The organism is Streptomyces sp. NPDC028289 (genome assembly GCF_055565975.1).
The window spans coordinates 245,639-265,851 of record NZ_JBVHTI010000005.1; the positions used below are offsets into that span (position 1 = coordinate 245,639).

General features: G+C 68.6%; 17 protein-coding genes and 1 tRNA gene. 10 read left to right on the forward strand and 8 right to left on the reverse strand.

Annotated elements, in window-relative coordinates:
- Positions 1–127: 127 nt before the first annotated feature.
- The 8 genes from ACZ4UV_RS25900 to rpmH form a co-directional block, all read right to left on the reverse strand.
- Positions 128–1,246 (reverse strand): ParB/RepB/Spo0J family partition protein, encoded by a 1,119-nt coding sequence (locus ACZ4UV_RS25900; protein WP_451016189.1) that lies wholly within the window; start codon positions 1,244–1,246, stop codon positions 128–130.
- Positions 1,243–2,316 carry a ParA family protein gene (locus tag ACZ4UV_RS25905; RefSeq protein WP_390043988.1) on the reverse strand — a complete coding sequence of 358 codons (1,074 nt, stop codon included), beginning with the start codon at positions 2,314–2,316 and terminating at the stop codon, positions 1,243–1,245. The genes ACZ4UV_RS25900 and ACZ4UV_RS25905 overlap by 4 nt, the downstream gene beginning before the upstream one ends.
- Positions 2,317–2,614: 298 nt before the next feature.
- Entirely contained in the window at positions 2,615–3,331 is a 717-nt protein-coding gene (gene rsmG / locus ACZ4UV_RS25910; RefSeq protein ID WP_390043908.1) for a 16S rRNA (guanine(527)-N(7))-methyltransferase RsmG, read from the reverse strand.
- 117 nt (positions 3,332–3,448) lie between these two features.
- Positions 3,449–3,961 (reverse strand): Jag family protein, encoded by a 513-nt coding sequence (locus ACZ4UV_RS25915; RefSeq protein ID WP_294009301.1) that lies wholly within the window; start codon positions 3,959–3,961, stop codon positions 3,449–3,451.
- A 15-nt stretch (positions 3,962–3,976) separates the two neighbouring features.
- Complete coding sequence (gene yidC / locus ACZ4UV_RS25920; RefSeq protein WP_451016190.1) at positions 3,977–5,278, reverse strand: membrane protein insertase YidC; 1,302 nt, start codon at positions 5,276–5,278, stop codon at positions 3,977–3,979.
- A gap of 3 nt (positions 5,279–5,281) precedes the next feature.
- The gene (gene yidD, locus ACZ4UV_RS25925) at positions 5,282–5,647 is read right to left on the reverse strand and encodes a membrane protein insertion efficiency factor YidD (RefSeq protein WP_451016191.1); all 366 of its coding nucleotides are present in this window, start codon (positions 5,645–5,647) and stop codon (positions 5,282–5,284) included.
- A complete protein-coding gene (rnpA, locus tag ACZ4UV_RS25930) occupies positions 5,644–6,015 on the reverse strand; it encodes a ribonuclease P protein component (protein ID WP_294011405.1) in 372 nt (123 codons plus the stop codon). The genes yidD and rnpA overlap by 4 nt, the downstream gene beginning before the upstream one ends.
- A 21-nt stretch (positions 6,016–6,036) precedes the next feature.
- A complete protein-coding gene (gene rpmH / locus ACZ4UV_RS25935; RefSeq protein ID WP_015659252.1) occupies positions 6,037–6,174 on the reverse strand; it encodes a 50S ribosomal protein L34 in 138 nt (45 codons plus the stop codon).
- Between the two features lie 374 nt (positions 6,175–6,548).
- Here rpmH and dnaA point away from each other — a divergent pair, with 374 nt between their 5' ends.
- The 10 genes from dnaA (at position 6,549) to ACZ4UV_RS25985 (ending at position 20,017) form a co-directional block, all read left to right on the forward strand.
- The gene (gene dnaA, locus ACZ4UV_RS25940; RefSeq protein WP_451016192.1) at positions 6,549–8,516 is read left to right on the forward strand and encodes a chromosomal replication initiator protein DnaA; all 1,968 of its coding nucleotides are present in this window, start codon (positions 6,549–6,551) and stop codon (positions 8,514–8,516) included.
- Between the two features lie 944 nt (positions 8,517–9,460).
- Complete coding sequence (gene dnaN / locus ACZ4UV_RS25945) at positions 9,461–10,591, forward strand: DNA polymerase III subunit beta (protein WP_467841010.1); 1,131 nt, start codon at positions 9,461–9,463, stop codon at positions 10,589–10,591.
- Positions 10,592–10,768: 177 nt separating this feature from the next.
- The gene (gene gnd, locus ACZ4UV_RS25950; protein ID WP_467841013.1) at positions 10,769–11,644 is read left to right on the forward strand and encodes a phosphogluconate dehydrogenase (NAD(+)-dependent, decarboxylating); all 876 of its coding nucleotides are present in this window, start codon (positions 10,769–10,771) and stop codon (positions 11,642–11,644) included.
- Positions 11,645–11,706: 62 nt separating this feature from the next.
- Positions 11,707–12,828, forward strand: a complete 1,122-nt coding sequence (gene recF / locus ACZ4UV_RS25955) for a DNA replication/repair protein RecF (protein ID WP_390043918.1) — start codon at positions 11,707–11,709, stop codon at positions 12,826–12,828.
- The gene (locus ACZ4UV_RS25960) at positions 12,825–13,352 is read left to right on the forward strand and encodes a DciA family protein (RefSeq protein ID WP_390043920.1); all 528 of its coding nucleotides are present in this window, start codon (positions 12,825–12,827) and stop codon (positions 13,350–13,352) included. The genes recF and ACZ4UV_RS25960 overlap by 4 nt, the downstream gene beginning before the upstream one ends.
- Before the next feature lie 374 nt (positions 13,353–13,726).
- Complete coding sequence (gene gyrB / locus ACZ4UV_RS25965; RefSeq protein ID WP_390043921.1) at positions 13,727–15,796, forward strand: DNA topoisomerase (ATP-hydrolyzing) subunit B; 2,070 nt, start codon at positions 13,727–13,729, stop codon at positions 15,794–15,796.
- A 42-nt stretch (positions 15,797–15,838) separates the two neighbouring features.
- Positions 15,839–18,433, forward strand: a complete 2,595-nt coding sequence (gene gyrA / locus ACZ4UV_RS25970) for a DNA gyrase subunit A (RefSeq protein ID WP_390043923.1) — start codon at positions 15,839–15,841, stop codon at positions 18,431–18,433.
- Between the two features lie 19 nt (positions 18,434–18,452).
- Positions 18,453–19,235 carry a DUF3566 domain-containing protein gene (locus ACZ4UV_RS25975; protein WP_451022883.1) on the forward strand — a complete coding sequence of 261 codons (783 nt, stop codon included), beginning with the start codon at positions 18,453–18,455 and terminating at the stop codon, positions 19,233–19,235.
- A gap of 111 nt (positions 19,236–19,346) precedes the next feature.
- Positions 19,347–19,423 (forward strand) — tRNA-Ile (locus ACZ4UV_RS25980).
- 420 nt (positions 19,424–19,843) lie between these two features.
- Positions 19,844–20,017, forward strand: coding sequence for a hypothetical protein (locus tag ACZ4UV_RS25985; RefSeq protein ID WP_451022884.1), 174 nt, complete (start codon positions 19,844–19,846; stop codon positions 20,015–20,017).
- The last annotated feature ends 196 nt before the right edge of the window (positions 20,018–20,213 follow it).

Consider the following 20,213-nt stretch of genomic DNA (forward strand, 5'->3'; position numbering starts at 1 on the left):
CGTATCCACACAGCGTTTCCGTCGATACCGCCTGAAAGCAAAGAGCGGACCGTGTTCCGGTACACACCGGACACGATCCACTCTCTGGGCGACAGAACACCGACCAGGCGGCAAACAGCCGGGACGATCAGTCCTCCAGCTCCTCGGAGGCCGAGGAGTCACCGTCGTGAAGGCCCTGGTGGAGGACCGGTCCCTCGCCGGGTGCAAGGGTGCCGAGGATCCGCTCAAGGTCTTCCATCGAGGCGAACTCGACAGTGATCTTGCCCTTCTTCTGACCCAGGTCGACCTTCACCCGCGTCTCGAAGCGGTCCGAGAGCCGGGTCGCGAGGTCACTCAGCGCTGGGGAGACCCGGGCGCCGGCCCGCGGTCCCTTGGCACGTGTCGTCGTCTGGGGCCGCGAGCCCATGAGGGTCACGATCTCCTCGACGGCCCGTACCGACAGTCCCTCGGCGACGATCCGGTGGGCCAGCCGGTCCTGCTCCTCCGAGTCGTCGACGGAGAGCAGCGCCCGCGCGTGCCCGGCCGACAGAACTCCGGCGGCCACCCGGCGCTGGACGGCCGGGGAGAGCTTCAGCAGCCGCAGGGTGTTGGAGACCTGCGGGCGGGAGCGACCGATGCGGTCGGCCAGCTGGTCGTGCGTGCAGTTGAAGTCCTTCAACAGCTGGTCGTAGGCGGCGGCCTCTTCCAGCGGGTTCAGCTGGGCACGGTGGAGGTTCTCCAGCAGCGCGTCCAGAAGGAGCTTCTCGTCGTCCGTCGCCCGGACGATCGCCGGGATCGCCTCCAGGCCGGCCTCACGGCAGGCCCGCCAGCGCCGCTCGCCCATGATGAGCTCATAGCGGGAGGGACCCAGCTGCCGTACGACGACGGGCTGGAGGAGGCCCACTTCCTGGATGGAGGTGACCAGTTCCTGCAGAGCGTCCTCGTCGAAGACCTCACGTGGCTGACGCGGGTTCGGCGCGATGTCGTCGAGGGGGATCTCCGCGAAGTGGGCGCCCATCGGAGGGGCGGGCGTCTCCGCGGCTCCTCCGGCCCCGAACACCGAGGGCTCCTCGGTTTCATGTGAAACAGCCGGCAGCGTCGTCACCTTGGCCGCGGCGACGCCACGGTCGGTCGTCAGCACCGGAGCCGCGGCGGGGGACGGAACTACCGTTCCCCCCACGGCCGTCTGGGCCGGGGTCTTCTCGGTCGGGGCAGCTGGGATCAGTGCACCGAGACCACGACCCAGCCCCCTCCGTCGCTCGCTCACTGGATCCCCTCCACCATGCTCGGGTTGGTCTGAGCGCCGATATGGGCCTGCGTCGGGTCGTAGCTGATCCCGATGCCCTTCAGCGCGATTTCTCGGGCCGCCTCAAGGTACGAGAGGGCACCGCTCGATCCAGGATCGTAGGTCAGTACCGTCTGCCCGTAGCTCGGCGCCTCGGAGATACGGACCGAGCGGGGAATGCTCGTCCGCAGCACCTCGTCGCCGAAATGGCTGCGCACCTCGTCCGCGACCTGAGAGGCAAGGCGCGTCCGGCCGTCGTACATGGTGAGCAGGATGGTCGACACGTGCAGGTTGGGGTTGAGGTGCCCCCGGACCAGGTCGACGTTGCGCAGCAGCTGGCCCAGGCCCTCCAGCGCGTAGTACTCGCACTGGATCGGGATGAGCACCTCGGCGCCCGCGACGAGCGCGTTGACCGTCAGCAGGCCGAGCGAGGGTGGGCAGTCGATGAGGATGTAGTCCAGCGGCTGCTCGTACGCCTGGATCGCCCGCTGCAGCCGGCTCTCCCGCGCCACCAGGGACACCAGCTCGATCTCCGCACCGGCGAGATCGATCGTGGCGGGGGCACAGAAGAGACCTTCGACGTCCACCACCGGCTGGACAACCTCTGCCAGAGGCTTGCTCTCGACCAACACGTCGTAGATGGACGGAACTTCGGCGTGATGGTCGATCCCCAGCGCAGTGGACGCATTGCCCTGCGGGTCGAGGTCGATCACCAGAACGCGACCACCGTGCAGGGCCAGGGACGCGGCAAGGTTGACGGTGGTCGTCGTCTTGCCCACGCCGCCCTTCTGGTTGGCGACCACGATGACTCTGGTCTGCTCCGGACGTGGCAGTCCTTCGCCGGCGCGGCCCAGAGCCTCCACCGCGAGTTGGGCAGCACGACCGATGGGAGTGTCGTCCATCGGAGGCGGTGTTTCACGTGAAACATCCGCCCCCATCGATTCGGTACGGGGACCGGGGACCGGATCGGTCATCGGTCCCGCGATGTTGGCGTCGGACCGCAAGGATTCACTCTCCTCGACTTCAGGCTCGCAATGAACAGAGCCTCCCATGCCTTCGGGGTCGTGAACCAGTGAGGCCTGGTGTTCTGTGGAGAAATCCACCTCTGTGGACAACTCCGCGCCCCGCAGGGAGGACGGAGCGTCACCAGAGGCCCCCTCTCTGAGGGATCCGAGGGGCTTTCGGTCGCGCGGTTCGGCCGCGGCGCGGCCCCGGCCGATAATGCCGTGTAGCAGTGAGCGACGTTTCACGTGAAACACGATGCACAGCGCGCAGTACCGAAAAGCCGCGACACTCCGTCATGCGTAGGTTTGGCAGCTTGTGTGGAGTACGTCTGGTCGTCAGGACGGATCAGCGGCGCCTACGCGCCCTCCCCGTACGGGCCGCCTTCGCTCGCTTGGCCGCGAAGCGCACGCCGCCCGGGCTCTCCCCGACCTCCACACGGACGACGGTCGACAGCGGATCCACCACGCCCTCACCCACATGCAGGATGGAGGTCGACACCGCGCCGAGCTTGGCCAGCGCGGTGGCCGCGGCCTTCAGCTCCTCCTCCGCCGTGTCCCCCTTGAGGGCGAGCATCTCGCCGTAGGGGCGCAGCAGCGGAATGCCCCACGTGGCCAGCCGGTCCAGCGGGGCCACGGCGCGGGCGGTCACCACATGCACCGGAGGCAGCTTGCCCATGACCTCCTCGGCGCGGCCACGCACCACGGTCACATGGTCCAGGCCGAGCAGCTCGACGACCTCGGTCAGGAAGTTGGTGCGCCGTAGCAGTGGCTCCAGCAGGGTGATGTTGAGGTCCTCCCGGACCAGCGCGAGCGGAATGCCCGGCAGGCCGGCTCCGGAACCCACGTCGCACACCGTCACCCCTTCGGGGACGGCCTCAGAGAGCACCGCGCAGTTCAGCAGGTGCCGCTCCCACAGGCGGGGCACTTCCCGTGGGCCGATCAGACCACGCTGCACGCCTGCCTCGGCGAGCAGCTCCGCGTAGCGGACCGCATCGGCGAAGCGCTCGCCGAACACTTCCCGCGCCTGTTCGGGCGCCGGGGGGAGCTCCGCAGCCTCCGTCACGGGGACCGTCCTTCCGTACCGCGCCGGCGCTCCGCGCACCGGCCACCAGAACTACCAGGCTGACAAAGTTCGGCCCCGCCTGCTCAACAGACGGGGCCGGTGAAACGGGGGGACCGCTCAGGCGGGCAGCACGACGACGAACCGCTGCGGCTCCTCGCCCTCCGACTCGCTGCGCAGCCCGGCGGACTTGACCGCGTCGTGCACGACCTTGCGCTCGAACGGGGTCATCGGCTTGAGCTTCACGGGCTCGCCGGTGCTCTTCACCTCGGCGGCGGCCTTGGCGCCCAGCTCGGAGAGCTCGGCGCGCTTCTTGGCGCGGTAGCCCGCGATGTCGAGCATCAGCCGGCTGCGGTCACCGGTCTCTCGGTGCACGGCCAGGCGGGTCAGCTCCTGGAGCGCCTCCAGCACCTCGCCGTCGCGGCCGACCAGCTTCTGCAGGTCACGGCCACCCGAGTCGCTGATGATCGACACGGAGGCACGGTCGGCCTCGACATCCATGTCGATGTCACCGTCGAGGTCGGCGATGTCCAGCAGACCTTCGAGATAGTCCGCCGCGATCTCGCCCTCCTGCTCCAGGCGGGTCAGGGTGTCTGCACCCTCGGCAGCGGCGGAGGTGGTGCCTTCCGTCACGGGATGGGCTCCTTCTTACTTCTTGGACGGGGACTTGGGGCGCTGCGGACCGCCCTTGCGCTGACCGGACTGGGCCCTGCTGCGGCCGTTGGAGCCGCCCTTCGGGGCCTGCTGGGTGGCCGGCTTGGCATCCTGCGGCTCGTCGGACTTCTCCAGCGAGGTCGTCTTGCCCTCCGAACCCGACGAGTCCGGGGAATCCGATGCGGTGTCGCCGGCCACCTTCGCCGCGCCGGACTGCCGCTGGGCCTTGGTCTGACGCTTGGGCTGCTGGCGCTTGGCGGCGCCGGTGGCCGTGACGCCGTCCTCGGTCTGCGCGACGGCCTGGGCCTCGCCCTTCACCACGGTGCCGTCGGCCTGGGCCACGAGGCCCGCCTTGGTCAGCGCGTTGACGAACGAGCGCTCGAACTCGTTGCGGTCCCGGCCCTTGGCGACGATCGCCTTGACGATGGTCTTCTCGCTGCGCCGACGGGTCTTGCCGTGGTGCGTGACGTGCTTGGTGAGGCGCTCCAGGTAGGCGGCCTGGGCCTTGGAACCCGGGGTCGGGTTGTTGCGGATGACGTACATCTGCTGGCCCATGGTCCACACGTTGGTGGTCAGCCAGTAGACGAGGACACCGACCGGGAAGTTGATGCCGAAGACGGCGAACATGACCGGGAAGACGTACATCAGCATCTTCTGCTGCTGCATGAACGGCGTCTTCACCGTGGTGTCGACGTTCTTCGTCATCAGCTGGCGCTGCGTGTAGAACTGCGACGCCGACATCAGGACGATCATGACCGCGGTGACGACCCGGACGTCCGTGAGGGAGGCACCGAGGGCCTCCACCTTCGCGGAGCCGTCCGTGAACTTCGCGGCGAGCGGGGCCCCGAAGATGTGGGCCTTACGGGCGCTGGCGAGCAGCGACTCGTTGATGACGCCGATCGTCGAGCCCGTCGCGATGCCGTTGAGCACGTGGTACAGGGCGAAGAAGAACGGGGACTGCGCCAGGATGGGAAGGCACGAGGAGAGCGGGTTGGTACCCGACTCCTTGTACAGCTTCATCATCTCTTCGGACTGACGCTGCTTGTCGTTCTTGTAGCGCTCCTGGATCTTCTTCATCTCGGGCTGGAGCGTCTGCATGGCCCGGGTCGCCTTGATCTGCTTCACGAAGAGCGGGATCAGGCAGATGCGGATCAGGATCACCAGGGACACGATGGACAAGCCCCAGGCCCAGCCCGTGTCGGGACCGAAGATCTTCCCGTACACGGAGTGGAACTGGACGATGACCCATGAGACGGGTGTCGTGATGAAGCTGAAAAGGCTGGCAATCGTGTCCACTAATCATGCTCCTTGGGCATGGGACGAAGTCTCTGCGGCCGGGCTCGAAGGAAGCTCGGAAGGAGCCTTCTCCTCGGTGGCCGGTTCGGCGGCGGAGGGCCCGCCCCTGCGTGCACGCCAGGCGTCACGCAGCATTTCGTGCCACCGCGGGCGCTTGCGCGGCGGAACATGGTCCACACCGCCGAGCGACCACGGATTGCACCGCAGGATGCGCCAGGCCGTGAGTGCCGTGCCCTTGATCGCACCGTGCCGGTCGATGGCCGTGTAGCCGTAGTGGGAGCACGACGGGTAGTACTTGCATACCGGCCCCAGCAGCGGACTGATCGTCCACTGGTAGAGCTTGATCAGAGCCAGCAGCGGGTACTTCATCGCGCGCCCCCTCCCAGCAGCCGCTCGATGGCGGCATCCAGGTCTCGGGCCAGCTGTGCATGGTCGGCGTCGCCCGCTCCGGGCAGCGCTCGTACGACTACCAGGCTACCGGGGGGAAACAGGGTGACTCGCTCACGCATCAGATGACGCAGTCTGCGCTTCACTGTGTTGCGCACAACCGCACCACCCACGGCCTTGCTCACGACGAAACCCGCACGCGTCGGGGGAGCGCTCTCCCCAGGCGCGTGCGGGTCCGTGGCACCGCTTCGAAGGTGGACGACGAGGGACGGGCGGCCTGCCCGGCGCCCTCGTCGTACCGCGGTCGCGAAGTCCTCGCGCCGCCTCAGCCGGTTCTCGGTGGGCAGCACGACGTCATGACCTGATCGGGATCAGGCGGACAGGCTGGCGCGACCCTTGGCACGACGGTTCGCGAGAATCGCGCGGCCGGCACGGGTACGCATCCGCAGACGGAAGCCGTGGGTCTTCGCGCGACGACGGTTGTTCGGCTGGAAGGTGCGCTTGCTCACTCGGGGGCTCCAGAAATCAAATCGGTGGTGGCGGGTGCCGTCCTGGCTGTCACCGTGCGCCCACGAGTAGCTCGCATCACGCCCGAGTGCACCGCTTCCCGATCACCTTCAGCGATCTGTGCCCATCGGAGGCAGGCGGCAGCAGCCATCGACAACTCGACCTGGTTACGGTACGCGGGGCTACGCCATTCGGTCAAACCAGCAGTGACCGAGAGACACTATCCACAGGCTGGGGACAACAACTTGAACCGCAGCCGCCACGCTGACTACCGTGGCTGAACTCCGATTCGTTCCTTTATCCCCGCCCGACCTGATTTTCATCCCGACCCGTCCTCGAACCACACGTTCGTGGGACCTGTGAGAGAGCGTGCCCTGTGGCTGACGTACCTGCCGATCTTGCCGCAGTGTGGCCACGAGTACTGGAGCAGCTCCTCGGTGAGGGCCGCGGTCAGGGTGTGGAGGCGAAGGACGAACACTGGATCAGGCGCTGCCAGCCGCTCGCGCTGGTCGCGGACACCGCTCTCCTCGCCGTACCGAACGAATTCGCGAAGAACGTACTGGAGGGCCGTCTCGCACCGATCGTCAGCGAGACCCTGAGCCGCGAGTGCGGGCGCCCGATCCGGATCGCGATCACCGTGGACGAGTCCGCGGGTGAGCCCCCGGCCCCGCCGGCGCCCCCCGTACAGAAGCAGCGTTACGACGAGCCCGAGCACCCGTCCTCGCCGTACGACGGAGGGTACGGCCGGCACCGCGCCGAGCAGCTGCCGGACCAGGGCGGCCGCGACCAGCTGCCCACGGCCCGCCCCGCCTACCCCTCCGAGTACCAGCGCCCCGAGCCCGGTGCCTGGCCGCGCCCCGGACAGGACGAGTACAGCTGGCAGCAGCCGCGGCTGGGTTTCCCGGAGCGCGATCCCTACGCCTCGCCGTCCCAGGACGCGTACCGCTCGGACGGTTACGGGGACTCGTACGCCCAGGAGTACCGCCCGCAGCAGCCGCTGGACCGGCCGTCGTACGAGCAGCAGCGCGCGGAGTACGAACCGCCGCGCCCCGACTACGACCGGCCCGACTACGACCGGCCCGACTACGACCGCTCCGACTACGAGCGGCCCACGCACGACCGGCCTGCTCCCCACGACCGGTCCGACTACGACCGGGACTCCGGGCGCCGTGAGCTGTCCGAGTCCCCGGGCGGGCCGGGCCAGGGACACCGGGGCGGTCCGGGACGGCCGGACCTGCCGAACATGCCGAGCGCCGGCGGCCCCGGGCCGCTGGGCGCGAAGCCCGCGCCGTCCGGCGGCCCCGGTGAGCCGACCGCCCGCCTGAACCCCAAGTACCTCTTCGACACGTTCGTCATCGGCGCGTCCAACCGCTTCGCGCACGCGGCCGCGGTCGCCGTCGCCGAGGCGCCCGCCAAGGCGTACAACCCCCTCTTCATCTACGGGGAGTCGGGACTCGGCAAGACGCACCTGCTGCACGCGATCGGGCACTACGCGCGGAGCCTCTACCCGGGCACGCGGGTGCGGTACGTGAGCTCGGAGGAGTTCACCAACGAGTTCATCAACTCCATCCGCGACGGCAAGGGCGACAGCTTCCGCAAGCGCTACCGCGAGATGGACATCCTGCTCGTCGACGACATCCAGTTCCTCGCGGACAAGGAGTCGACGCAGGAGGAGTTCTTCCACACCTTCAACACGCTCCACAACGCGAACAAGCAGATCGTGCTCTCCAGCGACCGGCCGCCCAAGCAGCTGGTCACGCTGGAGGACCGGCTGCGGAACCGGTTCGAGTGGGGTCTGATCACCGACGTCCAGCCGCCGGAACTGGAGACGCGGATCGCGATCCTCCGCAAGAAGGCGGTGCAGGAGCAGCTGAACGCGCCGCCGGAGGTGCTGGAGTTCATCGCCTCCCGCATCTCGCGCAACATCCGTGAGCTGGAGGGCGCGCTGATCCGGGTGACGGCGTTCGCGTCGCTCAACCGGCAGCCGGTCGATCTCGGGCTGACCGAGATCGTGCTGAAGGATCTGATCCCCGGGGGACAGGACTCCACGCCGGAGATCAGTGCCACGGCGATCATGGCGGCGACCGCGGACTACTTCGGGCTCACCGTCGAGGACCTGTGCGGGAGCTCGCGCGGGCGGCAGCTGGTCACGGCGCGGCAGATCGCGATGTACCTGTGCCGGGAGCTGACGGATCTGTCGCTGCCGAAGATCGGGGCGCAGTTCGGGAACCGGGACCATACGACCGTGATGCACGCCGACCGGAAGATCCGGGCGTTGATGGCGGAGCGGCGGTCGATCTACAACCAGGTCACCGAGCTGACCAACCGCATCAAGAACGGGTAGCGGTCCGTCCGACGTTCTACGGCGTTCAGGGCGCCCTTGGGAGAGATCCGGGGGCGCCCTTCTGGCGTCCTGGGGTGGTTCGGAGGGGGTCTGGTGCCGGTCCATGGGGGCTGGTCGCGCAGTTCCCCGCGCCCCCAGGGGGCGTTCAAACAAGGTCCGCTGTTCGATTACCGGCCCGGTTACGGGCGTCCTCCACAGATTTGCCGACTTTCTTGCGTCCACACCCTGGGGACTGTGAAGTTGTCCCGAGCGTCGTCCACAGGCTGGGGGTTGAAACGGCATCAGGGCAGCTCAGGTGGCTGTGGAATCGTGGACGACGGATCTCCACAGTCTGTGGACGAAGACGGGATCCACAGACTGTGGACGAAGTTGTCCACCGGTACCCCACAGGCTGAGGGGCGGTTGTCCCCAGCGATCCCCAGCTTCTCCACACCGCTGTCCACTGTTCGGCAACGCGACGCGCCTCCTCACCGAGTCGAGTGAAAGGCGTCACACGAAGGTGCCGGGTTGGGCTGTGGGAAAGGTGGGTAAAGCTGGGGACGGCGTTGGGGAGAACTGCCCTCGGGCTGTGCACGGTGTGTGCAGAACTTTCTGTTCTCCACAGAGACGCCCAGTTGTCCACCGGCTCCACCCACAGGGGCGGTGGACAAAATCTCGCCCCTGAGCTGGGCAAACGAGGTTATCCACGGTATCCACAGCCCCTACTACTACTGACAACTAGAGAGAGCTGGGAATCCGTTTCGAAGAGGGCCCTGTGCACAACTCGCTCTCCGGCCTCTGACCGCGCCTCGTCACGACTTGACCCCGAGAGGCACCAGCTGTCAGTGCGGTGCGTCAGACTGGTCCCCGGTGTTCTTCCCCTCCCCGGGGCCGACGACACCGGGACAGACGACGAAGACGCAGCAGGGCGAGAAGCCCCGGCAACAGCAGGAGGCGGGCTTACGGTGAAGATCCGGGTGGAACGCGACGTACTCGCGGAGGCAGTGGCCTGGGCGGCACGCAGCCTCCCGGCCCGTCCGCCGGCGCCGGTCCTCGCCGGCCTGCTCCTGAAGGCCGAGGACGGCCAGCTGAGCCTGTCCAGCTTCGACTACGAGGTCTCCGCGCGGGTGAGCGTCGAGACCGAGGTCGAGGAAGAGGGCACGGTCCTGGTCTCCGGCCGGCTGCTCGCCGACATCTGCCGGGCGCTCCCCAACCGGCCGGTGGAGATTTCCACAGACGGTGTACGGGCGACGGTGATCTGTGGATCCTCCCGGTTCACGCTGCACACCCTGCCTGTGGAGGAGTACCCCTCCCTGCCGCAGATGCCGAACGCGACGGGCACGGTCCCCGGCGAGGTCTTCGCCTCCGCCGTCTCCCAGGTGGCCATCGCCGCCGGCCGTGACGACACCCTCCCGGTGCTCACCGGTGTGCGGATCGAGATCGAGGGCGACACGGTCACCCTCGCCTCCACCGACCGCTACCGCTTCGCGGTCCGCGAGTTCCTGTGGAAGCCGGAGAACCCGGAGGCCTCCGCGGTCGCCCTGGTGCCCGCCAAGACGCTCCTGGACACCGCCAAGGCGCTCACGAGCGGCGACAGCGTCATCCTGGCGCTCTCCGGCTCGGGCGCGGGCGAGGGGCTCATCGGTTTCGAGGGTGCCGGCCGCCGTACCACCACGCGGCTGCTCGAAGGCGACCTGCCGAAGTACCGCACGCTGTTCCCGACCGAGTTCAACTCCGTCGCCGTGATCGAGACCGCCCCCTTCGTGGAGGCCGTCAAGCGCGTCGCCCTGGTCGCCGAGCGGAACACGCCGGTGCGGCTCAGCTTCGAGCAGGGAGTGCTGATCCTGGAGGCCGGTTCCAGCGACGACGCACAGGCTGTGGAAAGGGTCGACGCGCAGCTGGAGGGCGACGACATCTCGATCGCCTTCAACCCGACCTTCCTGCTCGACGGCCTGAGCGCGATCGACTCGCCGGTCGCCCAGCTGTCGTTCACGACGTCCACCAAGCCGGCGCTGCTCAGCGGCAAGCCGGCGCTGGACGCGGAGGCGGACGAGGCCTACAAGTACCTGATCATGCCGGTGCGCCTCAGCGGCTGAGTTGTCCACAGCTGTGCACGGTGCCGGCCGCCCCCTGTGGGTATCCGGCACCGTCGCGGGGTGGGTTTCCCCAGGTGAGCGGCTATGCCCACAACTGTGCGCAAAGGGCCGGGATTAGGCTCGGACGCGGGCACGCACGTGCCTCTCCTGCCACACCGCAACCTAAGGAACCAACTGATGGAGCTCGGTCTCGTCGGCCTCGGCAAGATGGGCGGCAACATGCGCGAGCGGATCCGCCGCGCGGGCCACACCGTCGTCGGATACGACCGCAACCCGGACCTCGCCGATGTCCACAGCCTGGAAGAGCTTGTGGGCAAGCTCAGCGGGCCGCGCGTGGTGTGGGTGATGGTCCCGGCCGGGGCGCCGACCCAGTCCACGATCGACGAGCTGGCCGAGCTGCTGGAGCCCGGTGACGTGGTCGTCGACGGCGGCAACTCCCGCTGGACGGACGACGAGAGGCACGCGGAGGAGCTGGCCGCCAAGGGCATCGGCTTCGTCGACTGCGGGGTCTCCGGCGGCGTCTGGGGCCTGGAGAACGGCTACGCGCTGATGTACGGCGGCGCCGCCGAGCACGTCGAGAAGGTCCGGCCGGTCTTCGACGGGCTCAAGCCCGAGGGCGACTTCGGTTCGGTGCACGCCGGCAAGGTCGGCGCGGGCCACTTCGCGAAGATGGTCCACAACGGCATCGAGTACGCGATGATGCAGGCCTACGCTGAGGGCTGGGAGCTCCTGGAGAAGGTCGACTCCGTCACGGATGTGCGCGAGGTCTTCCGCTCCTGGCAGGAAGGGACGGTCATCCGTTCCTGGCTGCTCGACCTCGCGGTGAACGCCCTCGACGAGGACGAGCACCTGGACAGGCTGAAGGGTTTTGCACAGGACTCCGGCGAGGGCCGGTGGACTGTGGAGGCCGCCATAGACAACGCGGTGCCGCTGCCCGCGATCACCGCCTCGCTGTTCGCGCGGTTCGCCTCCCGGCAGGACGACTCGCCGCAGATGAAGATGATCGCCGCGCTGCGCAACCAGTTCGGCGGCCACGCCGTAGAGGCGAAGTAGCACCGAGAAGCAGTACCGAGCAGAGACGAACAGCAGGTCACGGGGAGGTCGGCGAAACACCCATGCACGTCACGCATCTGTCGCTGGCCGACTTCCGCTCCTACGCCCGGGTCGAGGTCCCGCTCGACCCGGGCGTCACCGCCTTCGTCGGCCCCAACGGCCAGGGCAAGACCAACCTCGTCGAGGCCGTCGGCTATCTCGCCACCCTCGGCAGCCACCGGGTCGCCTCCGACGCCCCCCTGGTCCGCATGGGCGCCGACCGGGCGATCATCCGGGCGCAGGTCCGGCAGGGCGACCGGCAGCAGCTGGTCGAGCTGGAGCTGAACCCCGGCAAGGCCAACCGCGCCCGCATCAACAGGTCCTCGCAGGTCAGGCCGCGGGACGTGCTGGGGATCGTACGGACCGTGCTGTTCGCGCCCGAGGACCTCGCGCTGGTGAAGGGCGATCCCGGCGAGCGGCGGCGTTTCCTGGACGAGCTGATCACGGCCCGTTCGCCACGGATGGCCGGTGTGCGGTCCGACTACGAGCGGGTGCTCAAGCAGCGGAACACCCTGTTGAAGACCGCCGCTCTCGCCCGGCGCCATGGCGGCCGCTCCATGGACCTGTCCACGCTCGACGTGTGGGACCAGCACCTGGCGCGGGCCGGCGCCGAGCTGCTCGCCCAGCGGGTCGACCTGGTCGCCGCGATCCAGCCCCTCGCGGACAAGGCGTACGAGCAGCTGGCGCCGGGCGGTGGTCCCGTCGCGCTGGAGTACAAGCCGTCGGCGCCCGGCGAGGCGCACACGCGCGAGGATCTGTACGGCCAGCTGATGGCGGCTCTGGCCGATGCCCGCAAGCAGGAGATCGAGCGGGGCGTGACGCTGGTCGGCCCGCACCGCGACGACCTGGTCCTCAAGCTGGGGCAGCTGCCCGCCAAGGGGTACGCCTCGCACGGCGAGTCCTGGTCGTACGCGCTGGCGCTGCGCCTCGCCTCGTACGACCTGCTGCGGGCCGAGGGCAACGAGCCGGTGCTGGTGCTCGACGACGTGTTCGCCGAGCTGGACGCACGGCGCCGGGAGCGGCTGGCGGAGCTGGTCGCGCCCGGTGAGCAGGTGCTGGTCACCGCCGCCGTGGACGACGACGTGCCGCACATCCTGGCCGGTACGCGGTACGCGGTGGCCGACGGGACGGTGGAGCGGGCATGAGCACCGACGGACCCGCACCCAAGGAGGAACCCTCCGGTGTCGACCTCGCGCGCGTGGCGCTCAGGGCGGCCAAGGAGGCGGCACGCGCACGTGGCGACGCGGCGCAGCAGAAGAAGCAGGTGCGGCGCGGTGGCCTGCGCTCCGGCGCGCGCGCGGACGGCCGCGACCCCATGGCGCTGGGTTCCGCGATCAACCGGCTGATCACCGAACGCGGCTGGGAGACACCGGCCGCGGTGGGCGGGGTGATGGGGCGCTGGCCGGAGATCGTCGGTGAGGACCTGGCCAAGCACTGTGTGCCGCAGCGGTACGACGAGGACGAGCGGGTGCTGGTCGTCCAGTGCGACTCCACGGCCTGGGCGACCCAGCTGCGCCACCTCGCGCCCGCGCTGGTCGCCCGCCTGAACGAGGACCTGGGGCACGGCACCGTACGGCTGATCAAGGTGCTCAATCCCGGCGGTCCGGCCCGCCGCTACGGTCCGCTGCGGGCCCCTGGGAGCACGGGTCCCGGGGACACCTACGGGTGACTTACGTCACGATCGCAGCCGGGTGCGGGGCCGTTCCACGGTCGGCCCGGCTGATCGTCGTACGACCGCACGCGGTTGCGAATAGCGACCTGACGCCGGAGTAGCCAAGGGTTGACAGCCGGAAGCGCTGAGTGCCTCCGTGAGCCTCTTGGAGCCCCCATCCGTATATCGGGAGTCGGCAGAGGCCGGTTCAGGGCGGCACATGCGGACTCAGGTACCGGCAAACCCCCATCACTGTCGGCGCTACCGGTAGACTGGGAGACAATCCCGCCCCGACCGTGGGGACCGTCCGGGAAAAGCTGAGCAACGCTGATCAAGGCTTACCAACGCAACATGCCGCAGCCGCTCCGGCAACCCGCCGACGAGCCTGGCTCGTGCTGTGCCAGAAAGGGCGCTTCGTGGCCGATTCCGGCAACCCCAACGAGAACATCCCGTCCACCGACGCCGGCGCGCACGGTGAGGCCACCGCCTCCGCTTCGTACGACGCCAGTGCCATCACCGTGCTCGAAGGGCTGGACGCGGTCCGCAAGCGACCCGGTATGTACATCGGCTCGACCGGTGAGCGCGGCCTGCACCACCTGGTGTACGAGGTTGTGGACAACTCCGTCGACGAGGCCCTGGCCGGCTACGCGGACACCATCGACGTGACGGTCCTGGCCGACGGTGGCGTGCGCGTCGTCGACAACGGCCGTGGCATCCCCGTCGGCATCGTGGCGTCCGAGGGCAAGCCGGCCGTCGAGGTCGTGCTGACCGTGCTGCACGCGGGCGGCAAGTTCGGCGGCGGCGGCTACGCCGTCTCCGGCGGTCTGCACGGTGTGGGTGTGTCCGTCGTGAACGCGCTGTCGAGCAGGGTGTCCGTCGAGATCAGGACCGACGGCCACCGCTGGACGCAGGACTACAAGCTGGGCGTCCCCACGGCTCCGCTGGCCAAGCACGAGGAGACCGGCGAGACGGGCACCTCGGTGACGTTCTGGGCCGACCCGGACATCTTCGAGACCACCGAGTACTCCTTCGAGACGCTGTCGCGGCGCTTCCAGGAGATGGCGTTCCTCAACAAGGGCCTGACGATCCGGCTCACCGACGAGCGCGAGTCGGCGAAGGCCGTCGCCGGTGCGGACGAGGCGGGTGCGGACGAGAAGGCCGAGGTCAAGACCGTCACGTACCACTACGAGGGCGGCATCGTCGACTTCGTGAAGTACCTCAACTCCCGCAAGGGAGACGTGGTGCACCCGACGATCATCGACCTGGAGGCCGAGGACAAGGACAAGAGCCTGTCCCTCGAGGTCGCCATGCAGTGGAACAGCGGCTACAGCGAGGGCGTCTACTCGTTCGCCAACATCATCCACACGCACGAGGGCGGCACCCACGAGGAGGGCTTCCGCGCGGCGCTCACCTCGCTGATCAACAAGTACGCGCGCGACAAGAAGCTGCTCCGGGAGAAGGACGACAACCTCACCGGTGACGACATCCGTGAGGGTCTGACCGCGATCATCTCGGTCAAGCTCAGCGAGCCGCAGTTCGAGGGTCAGACGAAGACCAAGCTGGGCAACACGGAGGCCAAGACCTTCGTGCAGAAGGCGGTCTACGAGCACCTGAACGACTGGCTGGACCGCAACCCGGTGGAGGCCGCGGACATCATCCGCAAGGGCATCCAGGCGGCCACCGCGCGCGTGGCGGCCCGCAAGGCGCGTGACCTGACTCGGCGCAAGGGCCTGCTGGAGAGCGCGTCGCTGCCGGGCAAGCTCTCCGACTGCCAGTCGAACGACCCCACCAAGTGCGAGATCTTCATCGTCGAGGGTGACTCCGCCGGCGGCTCGGCCAAGTCCGGCCGCAACCCGCAGTACCAGGCGATCCTCCCGATCCGCGGCAAGATCCTCAACGTCGAGAAGGCGCGGATCGACAAGATCCTGCAGAACCAGGAGATCCAGGCGCTGATCTCGGCCTTCGGCACCGGTGTGCACGAGGACTTCGACATCGAGAAGCTCCGCTATCACAAGATCATCCTGATGGCGGACGCCGACGTCGACGGCCAGCACATCAACACCCTGCTGCTGACCTTCCTGTTCCGCTTCATGCGCGACCTGGTGGAGCAGGGGCACGTGTACCTGTCCCGTCCCCCGCTCTACAAGATCAAGTGGGGCCGGGACGAGGTCGAGTACGCCTACTCCGACCGCGAGCGCGACGCCCTCCTCGAGCTGGGCCGCCAGCGCGGCAAGCGGGTCAAGGAGGACTCGATCCAGCGCTTCAAGGGTCTCGGCGAGATGAACGCCGAGGAGCTGCGCGTGACCACCATGGACGTCGACCACCGGGTCCTCGGGCAGGTCACCCTCGACGACGCCGCCCAGGCCGACGACCTGTTCTCGGTCCTGATGGGCGAGGACGTCGAGGCCCGCCGCCAGTTCATCCAGCGCAACGCCAAGGACGTCCGCTTCCTCGACATCTGAGTCGGTCTCAGCTGACCGCACCAGGAAGGATCCCCACCAGCTATGGCCGACGAGAACACCCCAGTCACGCCTGAGGCAGAAGGCGGCGACACCCTGCGCATCGAGCCCGTCGGGCTCGAGACGGAGATGCAGCGCTCGTACCTCGACTACGCGATGTCCGTCATCGTGTCCCGCGCGCTGCCCGACGTCCGGGACGGTCTCAAGCCCGTCCACCGACGCGTCCTGTACGCGATGTACGACGGCGGTTACCGCCCCGAGCGCGGCTTCTACAAGTGCGCCCGTGTCGTCGGTGACGTCATGGGCAACTACCACCCCCACGGCGACTCCTCCATCTACGACGCCCTGGTCCGCCTGGCCCAGCCCTGGTCGATGCGGATGCCGCTCGTCGACTCCAACGGCAACTTCGGTTCCCCGGGCAACGACCCGGCGGCCGCCATGCGGTACACCGAGTGCAAGATGGCGCCGCTGTCGATGGAGATGGTCCGCGACATCGACGAGGAGACCGTCGACTTCACGGACAACTACGACGGCCGCTCCCAGGAGCCGACCGTCCTGCCCGCCCGCTTCCCGAACCTGCTGATCAACGGCTCCGCCGGTATCGCGGTCGGCATGGCGACCAACATCCCGCCGCACAACCTGCGCGAGGTCGCCGCCGGTGCCCAGTGGTGCCTGGAGAACCCGGAGGCCTCGCACGAGGAGCTCCTGGACGCGCTGATCGAGCGGATCAAGGGCCCGGACTTCCCGACCGGCGCCCTGGTCGTCGGCCGCAAGGGCATCGAGGAGGCGTACCGCACGGGTCGCGGCTCGATCACCATGCGGGCGGTCGTCGAGGTCGAGGAGATCCAGAACCGCCAGTGCCTGGTGGTCACGGAGCTGCCGTACCAGGTGAACCCCGACAACCTCGCGCAGAAGATCGCCGACCTGGTGAAGGACGGCAAGGTCGGCGGCATCGCGGACGTCCGTGACGAGACCTCGTCGCGGACGGGCCAGCGCCTGGTCATCGTGCTGAAGCGGGACGCGGTCGCCAAGGTCGTCCTGAACAACCTGTACAAGCACACCGACCTGCAGACCAACTTCGGCGCCAACATGCTGGCCCTTGTCGACGGCGTGCCGCGCACCCTCTCCCTGGACGCGTTCATCCGGCACTGGGTGACGCACCAGATCGAGGTCATCGTCCGCCGTACGCGCTTCCGGCTGCGCAAGGCCGAGGAGCGGGCGCACATCCTGCGCGGTCTGCTGAAGGCGCTGGACGCGATCGACGAGGTCATCGCGCTGATCCGGGCCAGTGACACGGTCGAGATCGCGCGTACGGGCCTGATGGAGCTCCTGGAGATCGACGAGATCCAGGCCAACGCCATCCTCGAGATGCAGCTGCGCCGACTGGCCGCCCTGGAGCGCCAGAAGATCATCCAGGAGCACGACGAGCTCCAGGCGAAGATCACCGAGTACAACGCGATCCTGGCCTCGCCGGTCCGCCAGCGCGGCATCGTCAGCGAGGAGCTGGCCGCGATCGTCGAGAAGTACGGCGACGACCGCAAGACCATGCTGGTGCCCTACGACGGTGACATGTCCATCGAGGACCTGATCGCCGAGGAGGACATCGTGGTCACCGTCTCGCGCGGCGGCTACGTGAAGCGGACCAAGACGGACGACTACCGGGCGCAGAAGCGCGGCGGCAAGGGCGTGCGCGGTACGAAGCTGAAGGAAGACGACATCGTCGACCACTTCTTCGTCTCGACCACGCACCACTGGCTGCTGTTCTTCACGAACAAGGGCCGGGTGTACCGGGCGAAGGCCTACGAGCTGCCCGACGCCGGCCGGGACGCGCGCGGGCAGCACGTGGCGAACCTGCTGGCCTTCCAGCCGGACGAGGCGATCGCCGAGATCCTCGCGATCCGGGACTACGACGCGGCGGAGTACCTGGTGCTCGCCACCAAGGCCGGTCTGGTCAAGAAGACGCCTCTGAAGGATTACGATTCGCCCCGCTCCGGCGGTGTCATCGCGATCAACCTGCGCGAGCGCGAGGACGGTTCCGACGACGAACTGATCGGTGCCGAACTGGTTTCGGCGGAGGACGATCTGCTTCTGATCAGCAAGAAGGCACAGTCGATCAGGTTCACCGCCTCCGACGACACTCTGCGACCCATGGGCCGGGCCACCTCCGGTGTCAAGGGCATGAGTTTCCGTGAGGGGGATGAACTTCTGTCGATGAATGTTGTTCGACCCGGTACGTTCGTGTTCACTGCCACCGACGGGGGGTACGCGAAGCGGACCCGTGTCGACGAGTACCGCGTCCAGGGCCGCGGCGGCCTCGGTATCAAGGCCGCCAAGATCGTGGAGGACCGCGGTTCACTGGTCGGCGCGCTGATCGTCGAGGAGAACGACGAGATCCTCGCCATCACCCTGTCCGGCGGTGTGATTCGCACGCGAGTCAGCGGGGTCAGGGAGACGGGCCGTGACACCATGGGCGTCCAACTGATCAACCTGGGCAAGCGCGATGCCGTCGTGGGTATCGCACGTAACGCCGAGGCCGGCAGCGAGGCGGAGGAAGTCGACGGCGAGGACGCCGTGGACGAGACCGCCGAGGGTGTCGCGACCAGCGGCACGGACGAGGGTGAGGCGCCCTCGGCCGAGTAGGCACGAGGAGTGAGTCATCGTGAGCGGAGCCACGGGCGCCGGATCGGCCGGTACCTCGACGGGTACGGATGCGGACGGCGGCGGCCGTGGCTCCGCCGCGTCCGACGGGGGCGGTGCGCCGCAGCAGGCGGACACGCACACGACCCAGCTGAAGGCGATCAAGGCGCCCGCGAAGGCGCCCGCGTCCGACGCACAGGGATCGCAGGGGGGAACTGTGACCGACACCCGAGGGCCGGCCGCGCCGGGCGACCGGCCGGCGCCCGCACAGCCGCAGCAGGGGGCTTCCCCGCTGCCCGGGGAGCGGCGTGCCGAGCAGCCCGCCGCGCCCTACCACCCGCCGCAGGCCTACCCGGCGGCGCAGGCCGCCCAGGCGCCCGCGGGGGGCGTACGACGGCCGCGCACGGGCGCCGCCGGAGCGCGCACCGCGCCGCGCACCCGTAAGGCCCGGCTGCGGGTCGCCAAGGCCGATCCCTGGTCGGTGATGAAGGTCAGCTTCCTGCTCTCCATCGCGCTGGGCATCTGCTCCATCGTGGCGGCGGCGGTGCTGTGGATGGTCCTGGACGCGATGGGCGTGTTCTCGACGGTCGGCGGCACGATCTCGGAGGCGACCGGTTCGAACGAGTCGAACGGCTTCGACCTCCAGGCGTTCCTGTCCCTCCCGCACGTCCTGATGTTCACGTCGATCATCGCGGTCATCGACGTCGTCCTCGCGACGGCGCTGGCGACCCTCGGCGCGTTCATCTACAACCTCTCCGCGGGCTTCGTCGGCGGCGTCGAGCTGACCTTGGCCGAGGACGAGTAACCGCGGTCCAAACCTCTCCTGACGGTCCCCCGACAACCGATTTTGGGACTGCCCCGGTCGTGCGCTAATCTTCAGGAGTCAGCGCGCGGGACATACACCGCAGAGCGCGGCGGGGCTATAGCTCAGTTGGTTAGAGCGCATCCCTGATAAGGATGAGGCCACAGGTTCAAATCCTGTTAGCCCCACCAGCACGAAGACCCCCGGGCCATCTGGTCCCCGGGGGTCTTCGGCATCTACGGCCGAGAGGGCGCCCGTGCAGGTGGTCAGACGCGTCGTCGCCGGCGCTCTCCTGCTCTGTGGGGCCCTGCTCGGTACGCGGGAACTCCAGCGGCAGGCTGCCGGCCGTGGCGTGAAGAAGAGTCTGATCGGGCTCGCGTGCGCCCTGTGTGCTGTCGGCGTGCTGATCAGCCAGGCATAGCGGAACTGTCGACCGGCGGTGCTCTACGGCACCGCCAGGCCCGCGGGCGTAGCCTTCCCGCGGAGGGGGTGCCATGTCTGGGTGGGTCACCTTGGGAGCCGGCTGCTTTGTCGTGGTCGTGGGCGTGCTGGCCTTGATCGGTCGGGGAGCCGCGCCGCACGCGCGGTCGCGCAGGGATGGGTGGGGTCGGGTGGCGATGGGGGGCGGCTTCGTCCTGGACGGCGGGGCCAGGGTTCTCGGCGTCTCGTCCGGGGTGGGGCTGGTTGTCTCCGGCGTTGCCCTGGGGTTCATCGTGCTCGGTGCGGTGCTGCAGATCCGGACCGGAGTGTTCGCCGGGGCTCGTTGGACCGACGCCGGGGACTGAGCCGGGACGGTGGTCGCGGCGGTGCGGGCTCGGCCGGGAGCGGGCATGAAAAGGCCCGGTCGCTGGCGACGGGGGATGCACCAGCGACCGGGTTGCGGCCAGCCTAACAAGGTGGCCTGTGCGGCGGGAGTCAACTTCTCAGCCGTCTTGAGCAGTTGTGATCGGGATCACTCAAACGCGGTCGGAGGCAGGGGCG